Source organism: Pedobacter sp. N23S346 (genome assembly GCF_048515415.1).
In the GTDB taxonomy this organism is placed as follows: Bacteria; Bacteroidota; Bacteroidia; order Sphingobacteriales; family Sphingobacteriaceae; genus Pedobacter.
This window is the reverse complement of sequence record NZ_JBLYEE010000003.1, coordinates 104,616-124,681: the sequence shown is the minus strand read 5'-3', so window position 1 is coordinate 124,681 and position 20,066 is coordinate 104,616. Positions and strand designations below refer to the sequence as shown.

Here is a 20,066-nt window from a genome sequence, read left to right as displayed (position 1 = left end):
AATGCAAATTTGTTAAGGTGTGTATAGTTATGTTCCTTAAAAACAAGTAGGATATTGATTGAGCATTACTGTTAACATTACGCAGAAAGCAATCTTAAAAATAATATAAAAAGCATCATTTTTGAACATTAAAAAGACCGTTTTAAATTTTTGCTTTATTACTTTTACAAAAAAACAAAGATTATGTTACCGAAAATAAATTTCACAGAAACAGCGGCTTACAAATATTTGGCCGATCATTTTATTGATATTAACCAGAAAAGTATTAAAGACCTCTTCACTGAAGATGCAGATCGTTTCAATAAGTTTTCTGTTTTTTTTGAAGATATCCTATTAGATTATAGCAAAAACCGCATCAGCGATGAAACCCTGGCTTTACTGATTCAGCTCGCCCGCGAGTGCAAATTAGATGAGGCTATAAAATCCATGTATGCTGGCGATAAAATTAATGAAACCGAAGATCGCTCCGTACTTCATATCGCCCTACGTAATTTAAGCAACACGCCAATTTTAGTAGATGGTAAAGATGTAATGCCAGATGTAAATGCGGTGCTTGCTAAAATGGAAAAATTCAGCAACAGCATTATTAGTGGCGAATGGAAAGGCTATACGGGCAAAGCCATTACCGATGTGGTTAATATTGGTATTGGTGGATCTGATTTGGGTCCGGTGATGGTTACTGAAGCTTTAAAACACTATAAAAACCATTTAAATATTCATTTTGTATCTAATATTGATGGTACACATATTGCAGAAACTTTAGTTGGTTTAGATGCTGAAACAACCTTATTTTTGGTGGCTTCGAAAACTTTTACCACACAAGAAACCATGACTAATGCACATTCTGCACGTTCATGGTTCTTAGAAAAAGGTGGTAAAGAAAATGATATTGCGAAACATTTTGCTGCATTATCTACCAATGCAAAAGATGTATCTGCCTTCGGTATCGATACAGAAAATATGTTTGAATTCTGGGATTGGGTTGGTGGTCGTTATTCTTTATGGAGTGCAATTGGTTTATCCATTTCGTTAAGCATTGGTTTTGACAACTTTAAAGAACTACTTGCAGGTGCACATGCAGCAGATAACCACTTCAAAACTGCTGAATTTGAAAACAATGTTCCGGTAATTTTAGCTTTACTTGGCGTGTGGTATATCAATTTCTATAATGCCGAAACGCAGGTAATTTTACCTTATGATCAGTACATGCATCGCTTTGCGGCTTATTTCCAACAGGGCGATATGGAAAGTAATGGTAAACATGTGGATAGAAATGGCAATGAAGTTGATTACGAAACCGGACCAATTATCTGGGGGGAGCCGGGAACCAACGGTCAACATGCTTTTTACCAATTGATTCATCAGGGTACAAGAATTATCCCAGCTGATTTCATCGCGCCTGCGCAAAGTTTGAATCCACTTGGCGATCATCACCCGATTTTACTTTCGAACTTCTTCGCACAAACTGAAGCTTTAATGAATGGTAAAACTGAAGAAGAAGTGGTTGCTGAATTGAAGAAAGATGGTAAATCTGAAGAGGAAATTTCAAAAATTGCGCCTTTCAAAGTATTTGAAGGCAATCGCCCGACCAACTCTATCCTCTTGAAAAAAGGAACACCATACACTTTAGGTAGTTTAGTGGCCATTTACGAGCATAAAATCTTCGTTCAGGGTGTAATCTGGAATATTTTCAGCTTTGATCAATGGGGCGTTGAGTTAGGTAAACAACTTGCCAAGAAAATCCTTCCGGAATTAGATGGAAATGAAAAAGTAGAAAGCCACGACAGTTCAACAAACGGCTTAATTAATCAATACAAGGCCTGGAGATCATAAAAATTTCTTATCACATAGGATGATTATTGTCCTTAAAGCCATCGCATTGAAAAAATGTGATGGCTTTTTTTATTGTGTAACTTTATGTCAAAATCCCAGTACCTGTTATGGAATCTACGAAACCCATACATCTTTAAATTGTTATAATATTAAAACACAACATCATGAAACATTTAAAACTGATTTTGAGTATGGCTTTGGTTGCCCTTACCACGCAACTTTTTGCCCAGACAAATAAAGAAACAACCATAAAAATAATAGACGAAAAGGATTACACGTTTGTTGCCAATTCTGCGATCCCCATGTCTAACATGGACATTTCGCAAATATTATCAAGAATGCCTGGATCTCAAGGTGGAGGAGTAATCAACTTAACGGGCAGCCAGTACGATTTTAGGGTTACAAAAGATAGTGTGGTTGCTTATTTACCATATTACGGCCGTTCATTTAGTGCACCGATGAATCCAAATGAAGGCGGCATAAAATTTACTTCAAAGGATTTCAGCTATAAGGAATCCAAGAACAAAAAGGGTGCGTACACCATCCAGATTAATACTAAAGACGTTAAGCGGGAAAATTTCAGACTCACCCTAAGCGTAACCGAAAATGGCTATGCAAGCCTTGTTGCCAGTGGTTACAATAAACAACCCATTACCTTTAATGGCTATTTAAGCGAATCAAAGAAAAAAGATCAATAAACAAGAAAGCCAGATTTAAATCTGGCTTTCTTGTTTATTGATCTGAATATTTTATTTCTTCGAGATTTTGATTTCAAAGATGTGTGGCCATTTCTTGCCAGTAACAAACAATCTTTTGGTGGCTTTGTCGTAAGCGATTCCATTCAGCACATTATTTGCCTTTTCATCATCTGTTTTAAAATAATCTGCAGGAAGCAAACCCGTTAAATTGATTTTACCTTCAACAGCACCCGTTTCCGGATTGATGATTAAAATATTGTTAGTGGTATAAACATTGGCATAAATTTTACCATCAATAAATTCCAATTCATTTAATTGCTGTATAGCTCCTTTGTTATCAAAAATTTCGATCTCACCTGTTGTTTTATAAGTGTTCTTATCTAAAAAGAATATGGAGCTCGAACCATCGGTTTTCAAGATTTTTTCTCCATCAAAATTTAGTCCCCATCCCTCCTGTGTACCATCATTATAGGTGAATTCTGATAATTTTTTGAAGGTGTTTTTATCATATACAAAGCCTGTTTTTTCGCGGTAAGTTAACTGAACAATTTTATCGCCCACTACTGTCATGCCTTCTCCAAAATATTGCTTATCCAAATCGGCTTTTAACACTACCTTACCAGATGCTGGTTCTACCTTCCGCAAGCTCGAATGACCATAATCACCAGCGCTTTCATAGAAATAACCATCGTGATACTCTAATCCTTCTACATACGAGGAAGTATCATGCGGCAAGGTTTTAATTACCTTATAAGTATACTCAATTGGAGCCTGGGCTGCCAAAATGTTTACGTTAGATGTTAAATCTTCAGATTTTCCATCGCCAAATATTTTTGCGGTGATGATGTGGTTACCTAATTTCAGACCTTCAGTCTTCATTTTAATTGCTGAGGTATCTACCTTCGAAACCATTTTAGCACTATCGATCAGGTAAATTACCGAATCCACTTTACTTTCCTTTCCGAAGAGTACCTTAACTTCAAATTCACTCCCTGAAGCCACGTTAAGCCCCATCATCGGCGAAACAAAAGATCGATAAGTTTTCGATGCATCGTCTTTACACGAACTTAAAAAGGCAACTGTAATTCCTAGAAATAAGAGGGTTCTGATTTGTTTAGTCTTCAGGCCAAAAAGCATCTTCAATGTGGTTTAATGTATAATTATTTTTTGTAAAGGTAATCGCAATTATATCAAAACGAATATCATTTTGATGATTCATGATTTCAATATATTCTGCAGAGGCCAATTCCATCTGCTTTTGTTTGGCTTGGTCTACAAAATCTTCAGGCTCACCAAAAGCGATTGAAGTTCTGGCTTTCACTTCCACAAAAACCATTATGCTGTTTTTGTAAGCAATTAAATCCAGTTCAGCCTTTCCATGCGTCCAGTTTTCATCCAAAATTTCATAACCATGAGCCTCCAGGTATTCCTTTGCAATAACTTCTCCTTGTTTCCCTAAATCGTTGTGAAGCGCCATAAGAGATAATTATTGAGTTATTTAATGAATGAATGTTGAATGATAGAGTTATTGAATGTATAAATGTTGAATGAGCTAATGTTTATTTCAAATGTATTATAAAAATGATAAATATTAAATGTTATGTGTATCCCCATTCTATCTTTCGATCATTCTCCCATTCAGGCATTCTCTCATTCAGTCATTCAAACCTTCAATCCTTACTTCACAATAACAGAACCTAAAAACTTATTAATTTCTCTTTCCACGCCTTTGATTACACTATATCTTTGCATCAGGATGATCTGGTTATCAGCATCTTTTTCATCTTTAATTTCTTTTAATAAGTTAGATAAAATGCGATCAACTTTCCGCTTCTTTAAATGAAAGATCCCGCCAAGAATAGTGGCTTTAAGATTCATGGATTCATCTTTAACGTAAATTAAGTGTTTGTTCAACCAATTTTCACTCAATGCATATTCAGATGTAGATAGGGTAATGGCCAAATCGGCAATATCGCGATCTTCATGCTTGATAAAATGATTTGCAGTAGGTAATCTGCCGTTATCAATTTCCGATTTATAGTATTCGATGATACTTTTGCAAAGCTGGTTTTCAAATTCAACATCAGCCAGGTTTTGCATTACGAAAGAGCCGATATACATATCATCAATACTATCCCAGTTTACAAATTCGTGTCCGTAAGCAAGTAGTAACCTAACAATCTCTCTTTCCTGAATTTCATCGGTATCAACTTTTGGTTCTCCGTATCCAGATGGGCCTGCATCATCATCCCACAAATTATCTGGCGGACCAAGTGGCTCCGGCGCCCCCCCAGAATGGGTGTTCTGCTGATTGCTTTGCGCATTTGCACGTTGGTTACTTTCAAAATTCTTTTTAACCTTGCCTGAGCGGATCTTATTCAATTCTGCAAGTAACACACTTTCCTCTATTTCGAGTAAGTTGCTGCTTTCACGGATAAAAACAGATGCCTTAATCTGATCGGGGATTTTGGCAATACTTTCTACAATATCGCGGATAATGCCAGCCCTTTTAATGGGATCATCGCCTGCATCTTTTAGCAAAACATTGGCCTTATAGAGGATAAAATCTTTACGGTTATTCTCGAGATAAGTTTTGAAGGCTCCGGCGCCCACGTGATGCATATAAGAATCTGGGTCATGTCCATCAGGGAAAGAAACAATTTTAACGTTGAGTCCTTCTTCCAGAATCATATCTAAACCACGTAACGAAGCTTTTATCCCGGCAGCATCTCCATCAAACAATATGGTGATGTTTTGCGTAAAACGACCAATTAACTTAATCTGCTCAACCGTTAATGAGGTGCCCGAAGAGGCTACCACATTTTCTATTCCGGCTTGATGTACCGATAAAACATCTGCGTAACCTTCGGCCAGGTAACAGTTATCTAAATCACGTATGGCTTTCTTAGCATGAAACAAGCCATACAGTACATTCGATTTATGGTAAATTTCACTTTCGGGCGAGTTTACGTATTTGGGAACGTTTTTATCTGTTTTTAACGTTCTTCCACCGAAACCAATAATTCTACCTGTAAAATTATGAATAGGAAACATTACACGGCCGCGGAAACGATCGTAGATTTTTCCGTTATCATTTTTAATTGATAAACCGGTTGATTCTAAAAATTCAAGCTTATGCCCGGCATTGGTGGCATTTTGCGTGAGTGCATCCCAGATATCAGGCGAATAACCTACTTCAAATTTTTTGAGGATGTCTTCTCTAAAGCCACGTTCTTTAAAATAACTTAAGCCTATTCCTTTGCCTTCGTCAGTTTCCCAGAGTTGTTTCACGAAAAAGGCCGCGGCATATTGAGACACAATATAAAGGCTTTCCTTTGCACTTTGTGCCTCTGCAGCTTCTGGTGAGAGTTCTGCCTCTTCTACTTCTATGTTATATTTATTGGCTAAAAATTTAAGCGCTTCAGGGTATGAGTATTTCTCATGATCCATAATAAAGCGTACCGAATCGCCACCTTTTCCGCACCCGAAGCACTTGTAAATACCTTTAGTAACCGATACGTGAAACGATGGAGTCTTCTCGCCATGAAAAGGGCAATTCCCAATTAAACTGGTTCCGCGTTTTTTTAAGTGCACAAAATCCCCTACTACCTCCTCTATCCGGGCAGTATCCATTATCTTATCTATCGTTTCGCGGTTGATCAATTTAGTATAAAGTATTTAGTATCACAAGACAAGCAGGATGTTAAATATCATAAGTTTTTATCGCCCAGACCTATAACTTACAACTTTTAACTTTATTTTACTAAAGGCAATAACTGATCTGCCACCAACTTATTACCCACATCGTTTAAGTGAACCCGATCATTAGTCAAAATTCCTTTCTCCTTATCTTCCAGATTATTTTTCGCTTCATAATCAACGAAAACTTTTCTTAAATCGCACAGCGGAAGATTATTCTTGCTTGCCAATTCCCTTATTCCTGCAGCATATTTGTTTAGATCGGCATCCATTTCATTGGTGCCGTCTTTTTTCTCGCCAATTACAGAAGGTGTACAAAGCACAACTTTACTTCCTGCGCCCTGAATTTTATTAATCAAAGCCTGATAAAACTTGAAATACTTATCGTAATCTGTTCCGGTATGCGAAGTTTGCTTATGCCAAACATCATTGATACCAACATAGATCACCACTAAATCGGGTTTTTTATTTAAAACGTCATCTTCTAAACGCAGGTATAAATCATAGATTTTATTTCCACCAACACCAGCGCCAAGTACTTCATATTTAGTAGAATCAAGCGATTTTTTAATCAGGTTCACATACCCATTTTTAGATACCCCCATTTGTGTAATCGAATCTCCAAAAAAGATAATTCGTTTTGGTTTAAGCGTCATTGATGTTAATATAATCAGGCTAAAGCCAATTAGAATTGTAGTTCTGAGCAGGGTTTTCATCTTGTTTATTTTGGTTAGTTATTTTGATGTATTTTTCTTAAAATCTAAATCCTGAAAATCGAAGCTAAAATCTGTCAAAGGCAAAATGGCTTCAATTTTAAATCCATCAGCAATGGCATTATTATTCAGACTAAAATTCACAAATGCATCGGCATCCAAACTTCTATCATACCATTTAACAATAAACGTATTTCCTTTGTAATATGTCATATCGCCACGCAGTTTAGGCGCATTTTTAGCTTGAAAATGCATTTTACCATTTACTTCGCTTATGGTAACATCACCAAACCATGTATCATGGTAAGTTCCGTAATAGTTTTTAACATCGGGGCTGGATGAATTGGTTTTTTGTTGAGCAGCAATATCCGTCCAAACCTTAGTCACCATTTCATTGGCCTCTTTTTCATCGGCCAACCTCTTATCATTATTGGCTTTGATTCTATTTTGGTCTTTAATACCTAAGTAGCCATCTTTTATAGAATTGGTTATAGCACTAAATGCTGCACCCGATTGTTGATTGGTTAGCACGATAATGCCCAATTTCATTTCTGGCAAAATGGTTATCTGCGTAACAATTCCTGATAAACCACCCGTGTGCGTAGCCTGGAAATTACCGTTTACATTGCTTAAAAACCAACCCAGTCCATAACTGTTAAAACTAGCCGGATTGCCACCAGCAATAATGGTTTGCGGTGTCCAGAGTTCTCTAGCTACAGCCGGGCTGAACAATTTCTGATCAAGCTTATCGCCATATTTACCTCCGTTTATCATCGCCTGCACCCATTTACTCATATCCGTTACACTCGAATAAATACCGCCTGCTGCATTTGCGATTTCGCCAAAGCTTAATCCCACAGGCAACAACTTACCCTCGTAAGGTGCATGGCCATCAATAACGTTCGATTTATCTTTCAACCGATACCATGAAGCAGCAGTTTTAGACATTCCTAAAGGTTTGATAATCCTACTTTCAATGAAATTTTCATAAGTGATTCCAGAAACCCTGGCAACCACATCACCAGCCACGATATACATTAAGTTATCGTAATCGAATTTAGTTCGGAAAGAAGAAACGGGTTTTAGGTAGCGAAGATTATGGATCAGCTGCTTTTTATCTACGGTTGAAGAATCCGGCCAGATCATTAAATCGCCAGATCCAAGCCCCAAACCACTGCGATGGGTAAGCAGATCGCGAATGGTGAATTCGCTGGTTACATAAGCATCGTACATTTTAAATTCTGGAATTACATCAGTCACTTTCGTATCCCAGGTGATTTTTTTCTCATCAACCAACATCCCTAAAGCGGCCGCAGTAAAGGCTTTGGTATTCGAGGCTACACCAAAAAGCGTATTTTCATCCACTTTTTGATTGGTTTTTATAGAGCGAACCCCATAACCTTTTAGATGAATAATCTTTCCATCTTTAATAACCGAGACTGCAATACCCGGAACATTGAAGGTGGTAAGTGTTTTCTCTACCACACTGTCTATCTGTTTTGAAGAAAGTACCTGGGCTTGTAAATTAGCCTGGCTAAAAAAAAAGAGAACGGGAATAATTTTGAATATGGTACTGAATTGCTGTTTCATTTTGCTGGGTTAATAATTGCGTAAAGATAATAAATCTTTGATGTGCCAGCTATAATCTACTTACCCTTTTCGAGCTTATAATCTTTATGTACAATTAAGAAACTGGCCCGCTCTTCTTTTTTAAATGGATAATCCCAGTTGCCCTGGTAGGTAATTTTTGTTGGCAATTTATCTTCCCCAAAATAGCCCATCTCGATATTCATCTGCACATTAAAATCGAACAACATATTGCCGTATTTCATATCTACATAACGGCCGAGGATATTGAAATTTCGTTTATCAAATATGGTAACCAACTCTTTGATCATTACGCCATCTTTAGTCCAGCTGCTTAAATCGGGCTTTACCGAAACTTTAAAGCGGTAAACTGGAATAGAATCGAGATAAGTTCCACTTGTAAAAGCATAATCATAATACTGCCGCATATTGGCGGTAAAGATTTCGGTTTTACTGCCAATAAATGGAACCTTCACCGGGCGCCCCGGATTAAATATCAACGTTTTTAACTTGTCTTTATAACTTTCATTTGTTCCACCCTTACCATCGCCAGTTGGCGCATTAGACACAAAATCGGTATTATAAGCATTCATGAAAATGTAATCAAACATTTCTACTGTATACAGCTGATATTTTCCGTTCTTCTTAAAAATCTTGCCCGTATCCTGTTTAACCAGGTATTCCATTTTATAAGGGCCACTATTGTTGTGTTTTATTTTGCGATAAATTTTGCCATCAACCTTGTTCTTTTTATCATAAGTGTAGATTCTATTTTCGGCAATAAAACTATAACGTTTCATATCTCTAAACGACTGATAGAATGAAGTATCGTTAATTACTTTATTAATGAATGTTTCTATATTCAGCTTCTCTGCTTTAATGTTAACCGTAGAATCCAGGGTGATGGTTTTGATCGTATCAGGATTGAAACGAGGAATCTCCTGTGTAAAACCACTATAGTAAAAAGCAGTTAGGATTAAAAGCAATAATATTTTTTTCATCTATAATGGATATGTAAAATGGATAATGTTTGATGGGAAAGCATCAATCTTTGATTTCTGATGGGATTTGTAATTAGTAAAAAGGAAGAATACTTATTCCATCATTTGTTAATTGCCGAGTTGCTTTAAGGCGATGTAAGCCATTAATCCTGTTGATATTTTCAATGCATCTTCGTCAATATCAAACTTGGGTGTGTGAACTGAATATTGGGTATCTTTTGCAGCATTCCCAGTGCCTAAACGATAAAAACAGGCATCTATTACTTGGGAGTAAAATGAAAAATCTTCTGCAGCCATCCAGATATCCAGATCCACTACATTATCTTTGCCCAGAAAATCTTCTGCGAACGACCTGGCATTTGCCGTTAATTTTTCTTCGTTAATTAAAAATGGATAACCTTTGTGGATGTCAAAGTCACAGCTACCGCCCATGCTTTCAGCAATGCCTTCGGCCATCTTTTTCATACGTTTATGCGCTTCTGCCCTCCATTCTTCATCCAGCGTTCTAAAAGTACCCTCAATCTTAACTTCGTTAGGGATAATATTAGTTGCACCATTTGCCGTTACTTTACCAAAAGATAAAACGGAAGGAATGCGTGGATCTGCATTACGACTTACGATTTGTTGCAAGGCGATAATAATATGTGAAGCGATCACAACCGGATCTATATTTTGATGTGGCTGTGCACCATGACCGCCTTTTCCGGTTACCGTAACATACAACTCATCCGTTGAGGCCATGTAAATTCCAGATCGGAAACCAACTTTGCCGGCATCAATCAAAGGCATTACATGCTGACCAACGATATAATCTGGTTTTGGATTTTCTAAAACGCCTTCTTTAATCATAATACTGGCGCCTCCGGGAAGTAATTCTTCAGCAGGTTGAAAGATAAACTTAATGGTCCCCGCAAATTCAGCTTTCAGTTGGCTTAAAATATAGGCAGTTCCCAGAAGTGAGGAAGTATGTACATCATGACCGCAGGCATGCATTACGCCGGGGTTCTTAGAAGCATAGGGTTTATCGCTAATTTCGGTAATTGGCAATGCGTCCATATCACCACGCAAAGCAATGACCTGATCTGATGGAAGATCTCCTTTGAGTAAGGCGACCACACCTGTGTTGGCACAACTGGTAAATTCAATTCCCCACTGTGTTAATTTTTCTTTAACAAATGCAGAAGTTTCAAATTCATGATAGGATAATTCCGGGTTTGCATGTAAGTGTTGGCGATAGCCTACTACATCATTAAAAATAGTTGCCGCTAAATCCTTAATTTTATCTTTGATCATCAGTGGTGATATCTAGTTGTGGTGCATTAATTTTTTCCCTGAATATAAATAACGTTGGGAAGGTTGGTCTTATTTCACTCATTAATCGCTGAGCTTCTAATCTGGTCCTGAAATCTCCTACCCTTACGTAATAGTTTGGCTCTTTATAAATTAAATAGGTATTGAGCTTCGGGTATAATGTTTTAAAACGTGCCTGCTGATTAAAAACTTCCCGCCTGTCTGAACCATAAAAAATCTGAACCCGATATCCGAAAGATGAAACAATTGGTTTTCCTGGTTTTACTTCTCCAGCTGTTTTGTATACCGCCATCCGTTTGGCTATTAAGCTATCTATCAATGGATCTTTAATAACGATAACTTCTCCTTTTTGTGCAAAAGATGCCTTAAATAACAATAAACAAAAAATGATTGAGTAAAATATTTTCATGATGATATTACAGCGGACAAACGAAAATTGTTTTAAAAACAAGAATGCCGAATTTGCTGCAAAATTCGGCATTCTTTATGGGTTGTGCAAATAGTTTAATTGAGCGATCTAAATATCCAAATTGTCTGGATTTTGATTAGAAGCCCAAATAGTGTGAATAATGATACTCTGATTATCAATTTCATAAAAAATGATATAATCCAGAACAATCAATCCTCTAATCTCTGCCTTTGAGGATTGAATACCTAATTGCGGATTTCTAATTAGAAGTTTTATTTCCTTATTAAATTTACTAAATAATTTTGCAGAATATTTTTTACTACCGTTTCGCTGAGCGTAATACTCTAGTAAAGCATAAAGTTTAATTCTCGCTTTGTGAGACCAGATTATTTCTTTAGCCATTCAGTTATTTCATCATTAAGCGTGTCATGGTATACGAATAAGCCATTTTTGATTTGCTTTTGGGATGAAATAATTTCTTGCTGCTGTTCAGGGGACAACAACAACGGTTTATTTTGAGAATTTGTATCAGTAATAGTTACTCCAAATTCTTTCAAAATTTGCTTAACAACAATACTTTTATCCTCTGGAATATTTATAGTTAAAGTTTCCATATATCAAAAATACTAAAATAAAACAACAAAAGAAAAGCCGAATTTTTTTAGGAATCCGGCTTTTTAAGGTATTAATTAGATTTTTTCTTTTCTAATTGGATTTCGTAAACTTTAGGATTATACTTCATCATTGCGCCAGTTGCGGCGTCTACACCCCAACCTATCAAACCGATGAAGTTTAATACAGCTACCGCATTAAAATCTGTTGTTGGCTGAAACATCTTCGTTTCATAACCTTCCAGTTTAAGGCTTACTGTTTGGCCAGTAAATCCTTTCTTCAATGAAACAGCCATTGGGGTAACGCCTACTTTAAGACCATCTACCTCGATGTCTGCAGCTGGTGGAGAAGAATTAATTTGAACATTTTGCCTGGTTCCGGTAAAAATTGTTGCGCAGCTGGAGAACATTAACGTTGCAGAAACAGCGGCTACGGTAAAAACTTTTTTCATTTGTGTGTGTGATTTATTTGTATGTCTTACTCTTATGGCTTTTCAGTTCCGCCCTGTTTTAATGGTTTCAGCTCCGTATTTTTCACATTAAAATATCGCCATAAATTGCCTACCAATTTATTTTGATTAATTAAATTTTATAATGAAGGTATTCAGTTAGATTCATTAGGAAATCTCAGCATCCTACTTCAATAAATATAGAAACATTTACGACTATTAAGAATATCATTATAAAAAAAAGGCCCTGACAAAAGTCAAGGCCTTAATAATGTGCTATATAATTTATCTTACAAATTTGCGCCGTGGCAGTTTTTGTATTTTTTACCGCTTCCACAAGGACAAGGCTCGTTACGGCCAACAGTTGCTTCTTTACGAATAGGTTGTTGAGGAACTGCTTCACGGGTATCACCAAATTCAATACCTGGTTCTTCTCTACCAAACTCTTGCTTGGTTGTTTGTAACTTAGGTTGTTTTACCGGTGCCGGTGCTTCTCTCAAATCTTCAGCCTCTTGCTGAACTGGAATACCACCTTTATACAAGAAACTCACTACTTCTTTATTCACCGCATTAAGCATGTTTTTAAATAAGTTGAAAGCCTCCATTTTATAAATTACCAATGGATCTTTTTGTTCGTAAACGGCGTTTTGAACGGATTGCTTCAAATCATCCATTTCGCGTAAATGCTCTTTCCAGCTATCATCAATCAGAGCCAGAACAATGGTTTTTTCAAATGAACGAACCACTTCTTTTCCTTTGTTATCAATAGCTTTCTTCAAATCTACAGCCACCTGAATGCCACGAATACCATCGGTAAACGGAACAACGATTTGTTCAATATGCTCACCACGTTCTTCGTAAACCTGGGTTAAAACAGGTAATGATTGCTGAATCACTGCTTCTGATTTACGGGCATAGAAAGTTTCTGCTTCATCAAATAACTTTTCAGTTAACTGCGTAATATTTGTTGATGCAAATTCTTTTTCAGTTATGGCAGTATCTAAAGAGAAATTCTTGATTACTTCTAACTTGAAACCATCATAATTTGCTTCTTCTTTATATTCTGTTACGATATCTTCTGCAACATCAAAAACCATGTTGTTCATATCCACATCTAAACGTTCGCCGAATAAAGCGTTTTTACGTTTAGCGTAAATTACGGTACGTTGCGAGTTCATCACATCATCGTACTCCAATAAACGTTTACGGATACCAAAGTTATTTTCCTCTACTTTTTTCTGCGCACGCTCAATAGATTTGGTAATCATCGAATGCTGAATTACTTCACCATCTTCAATACCCATCCGCACCATTATGCCAGAGATTCTTTCTGAACCAAATAAGCGCATTAAGTTATCTTCTAATGATACGAAGAATTGAGATGAACCCGGATCACCCTGACGACCAGCACGACCGCGCAACTGTCTATCTACACGACGCGATTCGTGACGTTCTGTACCCACGATTGCTAAACCACCTGCTTCTTTAACGCCTGCACCTAACTTAATATCCGTACCACGACCAGCCATATTGGTTGCAATAGTTACCGTTCCTGCCTGACCAGCTTCGGCAACAATATCTGCCTCCCTCTGGTGCATTTTAGCATTCAGTACATTGTGTTTAATGCCGCGAAGCTTAAGCATCCGGCTTAATAATTCTGAAATCTCCACTGAAGTAGTACCCACCAATACCGGGCGACCAGCTTGTGTTAACTTCACAATTTCATCGGCAACTGCGTTATACTTTTCACGAACAGTACGGTAAACATAATCCTGCTCGTCTCTTCTTGAAATATTTCTGTTAGTCGGAATTTCTACCACATCTAATTTGTAGATCGACCAGAACTCTCCTGCTTCAGTGGTTGCAGTACCCGTCATACCACAAAGTTTATGGTACATACGGAAATAATTTTGCAAGGTTACGGTAGCGTAAGTTTGGGTTGCATCTTCAACCTTAACATTTTCCTTAGCCTCAATCGCCTGGTGTAACCCGTCAGAATAACGACGGCCATCCATAATACGACCAGTTTGCTCATCTACAATTTTAATCTTTCCTTCATCAATGATGTATTCTACATCAATTTCGAACAAGGTATAAGCCTTTAATAATTGATTCACCGAGTGAATACGTTCTGCTTTCACAGAATAATCACGCATTAAAGCATCCTTAGTGGTTACTTTTTCCTCTAAAGGCAAGTCTGATTTTTCTAATTCTGCAACCTCTGTACCAACATCTGGCAATACAAAGAAAGTTGGGTCTTCGCCCGATTGGGTAATTAACTCTATACCTTTTTCTGTTAACTCAACCTGATTGTTTTTCTCATCGATGTAGAAATACAATTCTGAATCTACCTTAGGCATATTCTTAGATTGATCGGCCATGTAGTAGTTTTCTGTTTTCAACAATAAACCACGAACACCGCTTTCACTTAAGAACTTAATTAAGGCCTTATTTTTTGGCAAACCACGGTAAGCACGTAGTAATGCTAAACCACCTTCACCCTCTTCAGTACCACTGTTGCCTGCATTGATTAATTTTTTAGCTTCGTTTAAAGCCTGGCTAACATATGCTTTCTGCGCATTTACCAAACGCTCGATGCGTGGTTTTAGCTCATAAAATTCGTGCTGATCTCCGTGAGGAATCGGACCTGAAATAATTAAAGGTGTACGGGCATCATCAATTAAAACTGAATCGACCTCATCCACCATGGCAAAGTGTTGTTTACGCTGCACCAATTGGTCAGGCGTTTGCGACATATTGTCACGCAGGTAATCGAAACCAAACTCGTTATTTGTACCATAAGTAATGCCGGCAGCATAAGCTTTTCTTCTTTCTTCAGAATTTGGCTCATGTTTGTCTATACAATCAACGCTAATTCCGTGGAATTCGAATAAAGGACCATTCCACTCACTATCTCTACGTGCCAGGTAATCATTCACCGTAACAATGTGTACGCCCTGATCTGCTAAGGCATTTAAATAAGCAGGTAACGTACTTACTAAGGTTTTACCCTCACCCGTAGCCATCTCCGCAATTTTACCACTGTGTAAAACGATACCACCAATTAACTGCACATCGTAGTGAACCATGTTCCATACCACTTCAGTTCCGGCAGCATCCCAACGGTTTGCCCATAATGCTTTATCGCCAACAATTTTAACATTGCTTTTGCGTGCTGCATAATCTCTGTCGAATTGGGTAGCGGTAACTTCCAGATATTCGTTTTCACTTAAACGGCGGGAAGTTTCTTTAACTACTGCAAAAGCCTCTGGAAGAATTTCCAATAATACTTTCTCTAATTCAGCATCACGATCTTTCCCTAAGGCATCAACCTGATCGTAAATAGCTGTCTTTTGATGAAGATCTAAATCATTGCTTTCTGCATCTGCTTTCAATGCAGAAATTTTACCATCAATTTCAGTTAAAAAAGCAGAAATTCTACCTTTAAATTCAATCGTTTTGGCCCGCAATTCATCATTGCTGATCGAAGATAACTTAGCGTATTCTTCGTTTATTTTAACAACCAGTGGCTGTATTGCTTTAATATCTCTATCTGATTTACTTCCGAAAACCTTCGCTAAAAATCCTAACATTATATTTTAAATCGTATTTATTATTAAAAAACCTTTGAGTTACAACAACCAAGCCATTGTCTTGCTTAAGTCAGTTTGGCAGTTGCTAGCGGCTAAAATTAAGGATATATTCTAAATTATCACCCATATAAACCAAGGATAAATTAAATCATCTACACAAAACCCTAAATTATCGATACTTGATAGATAAATTGCCTGGAGATTGTTTAATTTGTTTATGTTAAAGCACCTGATTTTTAAGAATTCCATCCAGATCATTGCAGCAATCTTTTTGTTAAGTCTGCCTATGCTGATGCTTTCCGATCAAAACATTAAATACCTGATCAGCACCAGCGGAATATTAAAATACATTGTATTTTGTTTGGTTTTTTTATCGATTTATTTTTTACATACACTTTACCTGTTTCCTAAATTCTATGGCAAATCAAATGTTTTATATTTTTTGAGCATTGCCATCATGCTATCTTTAGTGCTTTGGCTGAGGCCCTTCGATAAGTTTGTGTTTGCTAACCGGCATCTTTTAAATCACCCAACCAGATTTGATGACGCAATGCCAGAGTACCGCAACCCACCGCCGCCATTCAGATCAAAAAATTTCCCTCCGCCACCAGGTAAACGGTTAAATGGTGGCCCTAGAATAGATATAGCGAGTTTGTTCTTGTTTTTTCTCACCATCATTATCAGTTTCACCAAACAAACCAGCAGACAACTAAACCTGACTACGCAAAGGGCATTACTTGCCGAAGCCGAAAAAGTACAGGCCGAATTATCTTTTTTAAAAGCACAGGTTAATCCACATTTTCTCTTCAACACCCTAAACAACATTTACACGCTCGCCATCATTAAAGACGATAATACTGGTCCTTCTATTATGAAGCTATCAAACATTATGCGCTACATTACTGATGAAGCCGGGCATGATTTTGTTGACCTGCAGCAAGAAATAGACTGTATTACTGATTTTATTGATTTACAGAAATTGCGACTTACCAAAAAAACATCACTGATATTTGAACTGGAAGGAGACTTTGAAAACAAAAAAATTGCACCTTTATTGCTGATGGCTTTTGTAGAAAATGTTTTTAAATATGGCGTGAGCAACCACAATGAAAACACATTAATGATCAAATTATTCAGTAAGCAGAATTCGCTGATTCTATTCTGTCAGAATGCAATTTATCCTGATAAAATAAACCCGGAAAGAAGTGGCATCGGATTAGAAAACACCAAAAGACGATTAAACTACCTTTACAAAGACCTTCACATTTTAAACGTAGAAACCAAAAATCAGTTATTTACTGTTAATTTAACGATTCAATTATCATGAATAAAAATTTGAAATGTGTAATTATCGATGATGAACCTTTAGCTGCTGCGCTGATTAAAAGTTATGTAGAGGCATCAGAAGAGCTGGAAGTTGCAGGCGTGTTTGAAGATGCGATTGCCGCCTCAGAATTTCTAAATAACCACCACATTGATCTCCTTTTTTCTGACATCAACATGCCGGACATTACCGGAATAGACCTCTTCAAATCGCTCGTTTACAAACCAATGGTTATTTTTACTACTGCACACAAAAACTTTGCTTTCGAAGGTTTTGAACTTGAAGCAGTAGATTATCTCTTAAAACCTATTGATTACATCCGTTTTAAAAAAGCTGTTAATAAAGCAAAAGAATTTTATCGTTACCAGAATGAAAAAAGCATCCCCACTACTGAAGAAAGCATCTTTGTACACTCTGAATATAAATTAGTTAAAATTAACCTGTCGGATATTTTATATATCGAGAGCCTGGAAGATTATGTTAAAATACACCTTCAGGCCAGCAAAATGATTTTAACATTAATGCCGTTAAAAAAAATGCTGGAAAAATTGCCAGCCAGCCAATTTAAGCGAATTCACAGGAGTTTTGTGGTCTCCACACAAAAAATTACTTCGATCCACAACCGCAAAGCTGAATTAATTACCGGAGAGATATTACCCATCAGCGATACTTATGCAGAGGTAATCAACGAGTGGAAAAACCAGTGACCGTTTAACATTTTTTAGCTTATTGCGCTTTTACCGAGAGAAAAGCTTTTTATGTCGAGACATGTTTGATAAAACTACTTAATTACCCCATACTTGATCCTGTTAAGCAACTAAAAAAACATGGAAAGAAAAAATTTTATCAGGAGTTTGATGATTGGTGCAATCTCTACTCCAATAATTATCGATGCCTGTAAAAATAACAGTGTTTCAGATAGTGGTAACACATCAGGCACGGCCGGAACAACCACCAGTACCAATGGCACCTGTACAATTGCCCCCACAGAAACTGAAGGGCCTTTTCCAACAAAAGTTCCGGCGTCTTATGTTCGTAGCGACATTACAGATGGCAAAACCGGATATAAATTAACGGCAAAAATTACCATTGGTAATTTAAATAATAGTTGTGCAGGGCTTGCTGGCGCCATTGTAGATATCTGGCATTGCGATGCGGAAGGTAATTATTCTGAATATGGTGGAACCGGCATGCAGTCTACCAATTATCAATCGGTACACTTTTTACGTGGCCGCCAAACCACTGATGCTAATGGGCTGGTTACCTTCACCTCGATTTTCCCGGGATGGTACAGTGGTCGCGCAACCCACATCCACGTACATGTATATAATGCAGCAGGTACCTCCTTAAAAGTAACGCAAATCGCCTTCCCGGAAGGTGCAGGCACATCAGTTGCCTTAGTTAATGGCTATAGTAAAGGAATGAGCGGCTATACTTATAACAATGCAGATAATGTTTTTAGTGATGATAAAACGGGTGTGGAAATTGCAGCCGTAAGCGGATCTTTAACTGCAGGTTTCGACCTTACTTTTAAGTTAAACGTAAGCGCTTAATAGTCTATTTTTCGTTTTAATTTACCAGACGTTAGGGAATTCTTGACGTCTTTTTTATTTTTACGCCATGCCAAAGAACGTGATCACCCTTTGTTACCGAAAAATTATTGATGCAACCAGCAACAACCATTGGGATAAATATGTGCATGAAGACAGTTTTACCGAGTTTAAAATGCAGTCGCAGCTTTATAATGCAGAACAGAAATATGAAACTTTTGCCGAACTGATGCTGAATGTAGAAGGTGCAGAAAAACTTCATTTCTTAGTAAGCGCAGCCATAACTGGTTATTTAAGGCAATTGAATGGGATTATCCCAGATATATTGGATAACCTGGGCAGGCGCTTTTTAACTTTCGAGCACTTCAAGTTTGAAATTATTAACTCCGATATCAATGATCTATCAAAACATAAAATTGCCATCAACTTTTTTTCGAAGCCACTCCTTTGGCATAATACTATTGGTAACATGCTTTTGGTATCGCAACATTCAGAATTAATAGCTGAAGAAACATTCACCAACTTATTTCAAATTCAACCTTTTGTTAGCATTCACGCTATAAAAATTATCGATTAATTTATGGGCATTTCTCCAGGAAAAATATACCTCGCCGATCAAAGAGGCTTAACTGAAACTTCCATTGTTAGAAGATACAGCACTTTTAATTTCGACCAATATTACAGCGAGCATAAAGAAGCTTTTGGAGATTTATTCATTTGCAATGATGAATATCTGGCAGGAGGTAAAATGGCTTTTTTCTTATCGAAGGAAGACTCTTATCAAATATTTATGCCCATTACAGGTGGAATTGATATTGTGCAAGGTGGCAAGGAATTCGCAGTAGAAACAGGACAAATTCAGGTTTTAAACCTGGGCAAGGGTGAGGTCTTGGAGATCAGTAATCCTTATCCAACGGACACAATTAATTATATTCAGATCGGAATCAGGACTGACCTGTTTTTACTCAGGGCCAGCGAGATGTTATTTAATTTTGATTTTGAAAAAAGCAAAAATCAACTGATCGACATTATTGCCCATACGAAGCTTCCTTTTAAATTAACTGCGGGCTTTTTCGCCGGGCGAGAAGAGGCAATTTATAAGATGAAGAACCCTCAAAACAAATTTTACACCTTCGTAATAGATGGCGCATTTGAAGTGGAAGGCAGATTGTTGCATGCCAGAGACGGTTTAGCGCTGTGGGATTTGGAGCAAGTAGAATTGGAAGCACTTAGCAATAATGCCATTATTGTTACGCTGGAGATGTTTCCATTGTTTTAAGTTCATGAA

The 20,066-nt window shown here is 37.2% G+C and carries 19 protein-coding genes; 7 read left to right on the top strand and 12 right to left on the bottom strand.

What is annotated here, in order from left to right; translation table 11 throughout:
* The first annotated feature begins 183 nt into the window (after window positions 1–183).
* Entirely contained in the window at window positions 184–1,833 is a 1,650-nt protein-coding gene (gene pgi / locus ACN1CD_RS07420) for a glucose-6-phosphate isomerase (protein WP_419129780.1), read from the top strand.
* A 164-nt stretch (window positions 1,834–1,997) separates the two neighbouring features.
* A complete protein-coding gene (locus tag ACN1CD_RS07415) occupies window positions 1,998–2,531 on the top strand; it encodes a DUF4251 domain-containing protein (RefSeq protein WP_419129779.1) in 534 nt (177 codons plus the stop codon).
* Window positions 2,532–2,582: 51 nt separating this feature from the next.
* Here the strand turns inward: ACN1CD_RS07415 and ACN1CD_RS07410 are convergent, their stop codons facing one another.
* From ACN1CD_RS07410 to secA, 12 genes are all read right to left on the bottom strand, one after another.
* Window positions 2,583–3,668, bottom strand: coding sequence for a glutaminyl-peptide cyclotransferase (locus ACN1CD_RS07410; RefSeq protein ID WP_419129778.1), 1,086 nt, complete (start codon window positions 3,666–3,668; stop codon window positions 2,583–2,585).
* Window positions 3,646–4,008 carry a YraN family protein gene (locus ACN1CD_RS07405; protein ID WP_419129777.1) on the bottom strand — a complete coding sequence of 121 codons (363 nt, stop codon included), beginning with the start codon at window positions 4,006–4,008 and terminating at the stop codon, window positions 3,646–3,648. The genes ACN1CD_RS07410 and ACN1CD_RS07405 overlap by 23 nt, the downstream gene beginning before the upstream one ends.
* Before the next feature lie 200 nt (window positions 4,009–4,208).
* Window positions 4,209–6,194: a DNA primase gene (dnaG, locus tag ACN1CD_RS07400; RefSeq protein WP_419129776.1), complete on the bottom strand. Its 1,986-nt coding sequence runs from the start codon at window positions 6,192–6,194 to the stop codon at window positions 4,209–4,211.
* A 92-nt stretch (window positions 6,195–6,286) separates the two neighbouring features.
* Window positions 6,287–6,946: an SGNH/GDSL hydrolase family protein gene (locus tag ACN1CD_RS07395; RefSeq protein ID WP_419129775.1), complete on the bottom strand. Its 660-nt coding sequence runs from the start codon at window positions 6,944–6,946 to the stop codon at window positions 6,287–6,289.
* 18 nt (window positions 6,947–6,964) lie between these two features.
* Window positions 6,965–8,533 carry a serine hydrolase gene (locus ACN1CD_RS07390; RefSeq protein ID WP_419129774.1) on the bottom strand — a complete coding sequence of 523 codons (1,569 nt, stop codon included), beginning with the start codon at window positions 8,531–8,533 and terminating at the stop codon, window positions 6,965–6,967.
* Between the two features lie 56 nt (window positions 8,534–8,589).
* Window positions 8,590–9,531, bottom strand: coding sequence for a hypothetical protein (locus ACN1CD_RS07385; RefSeq protein ID WP_419129773.1), 942 nt, complete (start codon window positions 9,529–9,531; stop codon window positions 8,590–8,592).
* A 108-nt stretch (window positions 9,532–9,639) separates the two neighbouring features.
* Window positions 9,640–10,824: a M20 metallopeptidase family protein gene (locus tag ACN1CD_RS07380; RefSeq protein ID WP_419129772.1), complete on the bottom strand. Its 1,185-nt coding sequence runs from the start codon at window positions 10,822–10,824 to the stop codon at window positions 9,640–9,642.
* A complete protein-coding gene (locus ACN1CD_RS07375) occupies window positions 10,811–11,251 on the bottom strand; it encodes an SPOR domain-containing protein (RefSeq protein ID WP_419129771.1) in 441 nt (146 codons plus the stop codon). Before ACN1CD_RS07375 ends, ACN1CD_RS07380 begins: the two co-directional genes overlap by 14 nt.
* A gap of 108 nt (window positions 11,252–11,359) precedes the next feature.
* On the bottom strand, window positions 11,360–11,653 hold the full coding sequence (locus ACN1CD_RS07370) for a type II toxin-antitoxin system RelE/ParE family toxin (protein WP_419129770.1): 294 nt from the start codon (window positions 11,651–11,653) through the stop codon (window positions 11,360–11,362).
* Window positions 11,638–11,865: a hypothetical protein gene (locus ACN1CD_RS07365; protein WP_419129769.1), complete on the bottom strand. Its 228-nt coding sequence runs from the start codon at window positions 11,863–11,865 to the stop codon at window positions 11,638–11,640. Before ACN1CD_RS07365 ends, ACN1CD_RS07370 begins: the two co-directional genes overlap by 16 nt.
* A gap of 71 nt (window positions 11,866–11,936) precedes the next feature.
* Window positions 11,937–12,314 (bottom strand): PEGA domain-containing protein, encoded by a 378-nt coding sequence (locus ACN1CD_RS07360; RefSeq protein WP_419129768.1) that lies wholly within the window; start codon window positions 12,312–12,314, stop codon window positions 11,937–11,939.
* A 287-nt stretch (window positions 12,315–12,601) separates the two neighbouring features.
* A complete protein-coding gene (gene secA / locus ACN1CD_RS07355; RefSeq protein ID WP_419129767.1) occupies window positions 12,602–15,904 on the bottom strand; it encodes a preprotein translocase subunit SecA in 3,303 nt (1,100 codons plus the stop codon).
* Window positions 15,905–16,121: 217 nt separating this feature from the next.
* Here secA and ACN1CD_RS07350 point away from each other — a divergent pair, with 217 nt between their 5' ends.
* The 5 genes from ACN1CD_RS07350 to ACN1CD_RS07330 all read left to right on the top strand — a co-directional run bounded on the left by ACN1CD_RS07350 (window position 16,122) and on the right by ACN1CD_RS07330 (window position 20,057).
* A complete protein-coding gene (locus ACN1CD_RS07350; protein WP_419129766.1) occupies window positions 16,122–17,231 on the top strand; it encodes a sensor histidine kinase in 1,110 nt (369 codons plus the stop codon).
* Window positions 17,228–17,935, top strand: a complete 708-nt coding sequence (locus ACN1CD_RS07345) for a LytR/AlgR family response regulator transcription factor (RefSeq protein ID WP_419129765.1) — start codon at window positions 17,228–17,230, stop codon at window positions 17,933–17,935. Before ACN1CD_RS07350 ends, ACN1CD_RS07345 begins: the two co-directional genes overlap by 4 nt.
* Window positions 17,936–18,055: 120 nt before the next feature.
* A complete protein-coding gene (locus ACN1CD_RS07340; protein ID WP_419129764.1) occupies window positions 18,056–18,781 on the top strand; it encodes an intradiol ring-cleavage dioxygenase in 726 nt (241 codons plus the stop codon).
* Window positions 18,782–18,848: 67 nt separating this feature from the next.
* Window positions 18,849–19,355, top strand: a complete 507-nt coding sequence (locus ACN1CD_RS07335; protein WP_419129763.1) for a hypothetical protein — start codon at window positions 18,849–18,851, stop codon at window positions 19,353–19,355.
* Between the two features lie 3 nt (window positions 19,356–19,358).
* Window positions 19,359–20,057: a hypothetical protein gene (locus ACN1CD_RS07330; protein WP_419129762.1), complete on the top strand. Its 699-nt coding sequence runs from the start codon at window positions 19,359–19,361 to the stop codon at window positions 20,055–20,057.
* The last annotated feature ends 9 nt before the right edge of the window (window positions 20,058–20,066 follow it).

Excerpts from the sequence above, each read along its gene's own strand:
- pgi (WP_419129780.1), top strand. The coding sequence starts at position 184 with ATGTTACCGAAAATAAATTTCACAGAAACAGCGGCTTACAAATATTTG.
- ACN1CD_RS07415 (WP_419129779.1), top strand. The coding sequence starts at position 1,998 with ATGAAACATTTAAAACTGATTTTGAGTATGGCTTTGGTTGCCCTTACC.
- ACN1CD_RS07410 (WP_419129778.1), bottom strand. The coding sequence starts at position 3,668 with ATGCTTTTTGGCCTGAAGACTAAACAAATCAGAACCCTCTTATTTCTA.
- ACN1CD_RS07405 (WP_419129777.1), bottom strand. The coding sequence starts at position 4,008 with ATGGCGCTTCACAACGATTTAGGGAAACAAGGAGAAGTTATTGCAAAG.
- ACN1CD_RS07395 (WP_419129775.1), bottom strand. The coding sequence starts at position 6,946 with ATGAAAACCCTGCTCAGAACTACAATTCTAATTGGCTTTAGCCTGATT.
- ACN1CD_RS07390 (WP_419129774.1), bottom strand. The coding sequence starts at position 8,533 with ATGAAACAGCAATTCAGTACCATATTCAAAATTATTCCCGTTCTCTTT.
- ACN1CD_RS07385 (WP_419129773.1), bottom strand. The coding sequence starts at position 9,531 with ATGAAAAAAATATTATTGCTTTTAATCCTAACTGCTTTTTACTATAGT.
- ACN1CD_RS07380 (WP_419129772.1), bottom strand. The coding sequence starts at position 10,824 with ATGATCAAAGATAAAATTAAGGATTTAGCGGCAACTATTTTTAATGAT.
- ACN1CD_RS07375 (WP_419129771.1), bottom strand. The coding sequence starts at position 11,251 with ATGAAAATATTTTACTCAATCATTTTTTGTTTATTGTTATTTAAGGCA.
- ACN1CD_RS07370 (WP_419129770.1), bottom strand. The coding sequence starts at position 11,653 with ATGGCTAAAGAAATAATCTGGTCTCACAAAGCGAGAATTAAACTTTAT.
- ACN1CD_RS07365 (WP_419129769.1), bottom strand. The coding sequence starts at position 11,865 with ATGGAAACTTTAACTATAAATATTCCAGAGGATAAAAGTATTGTTGTT.
- ACN1CD_RS07360 (WP_419129768.1), bottom strand. The coding sequence starts at position 12,314 with ATGAAAAAAGTTTTTACCGTAGCCGCTGTTTCTGCAACGTTAATGTTC.
- secA (WP_419129767.1), bottom strand. The coding sequence starts at position 15,904 with ATGTTAGGATTTTTAGCGAAGGTTTTCGGAAGTAAATCAGATAGAGAT.
- ACN1CD_RS07350 (WP_419129766.1), top strand. The coding sequence starts at position 16,122 with ATGTTAAAGCACCTGATTTTTAAGAATTCCATCCAGATCATTGCAGCA.
- ACN1CD_RS07345 (WP_419129765.1), top strand. The coding sequence starts at position 17,228 with ATGAATAAAAATTTGAAATGTGTAATTATCGATGATGAACCTTTAGCT.
- ACN1CD_RS07340 (WP_419129764.1), top strand. The coding sequence starts at position 18,056 with ATGGAAAGAAAAAATTTTATCAGGAGTTTGATGATTGGTGCAATCTCT.
- ACN1CD_RS07335 (WP_419129763.1), top strand. The coding sequence starts at position 18,849 with ATGCCAAAGAACGTGATCACCCTTTGTTACCGAAAAATTATTGATGCA.
- ACN1CD_RS07330 (WP_419129762.1), top strand. The coding sequence starts at position 19,359 with ATGGGCATTTCTCCAGGAAAAATATACCTCGCCGATCAAAGAGGCTTA.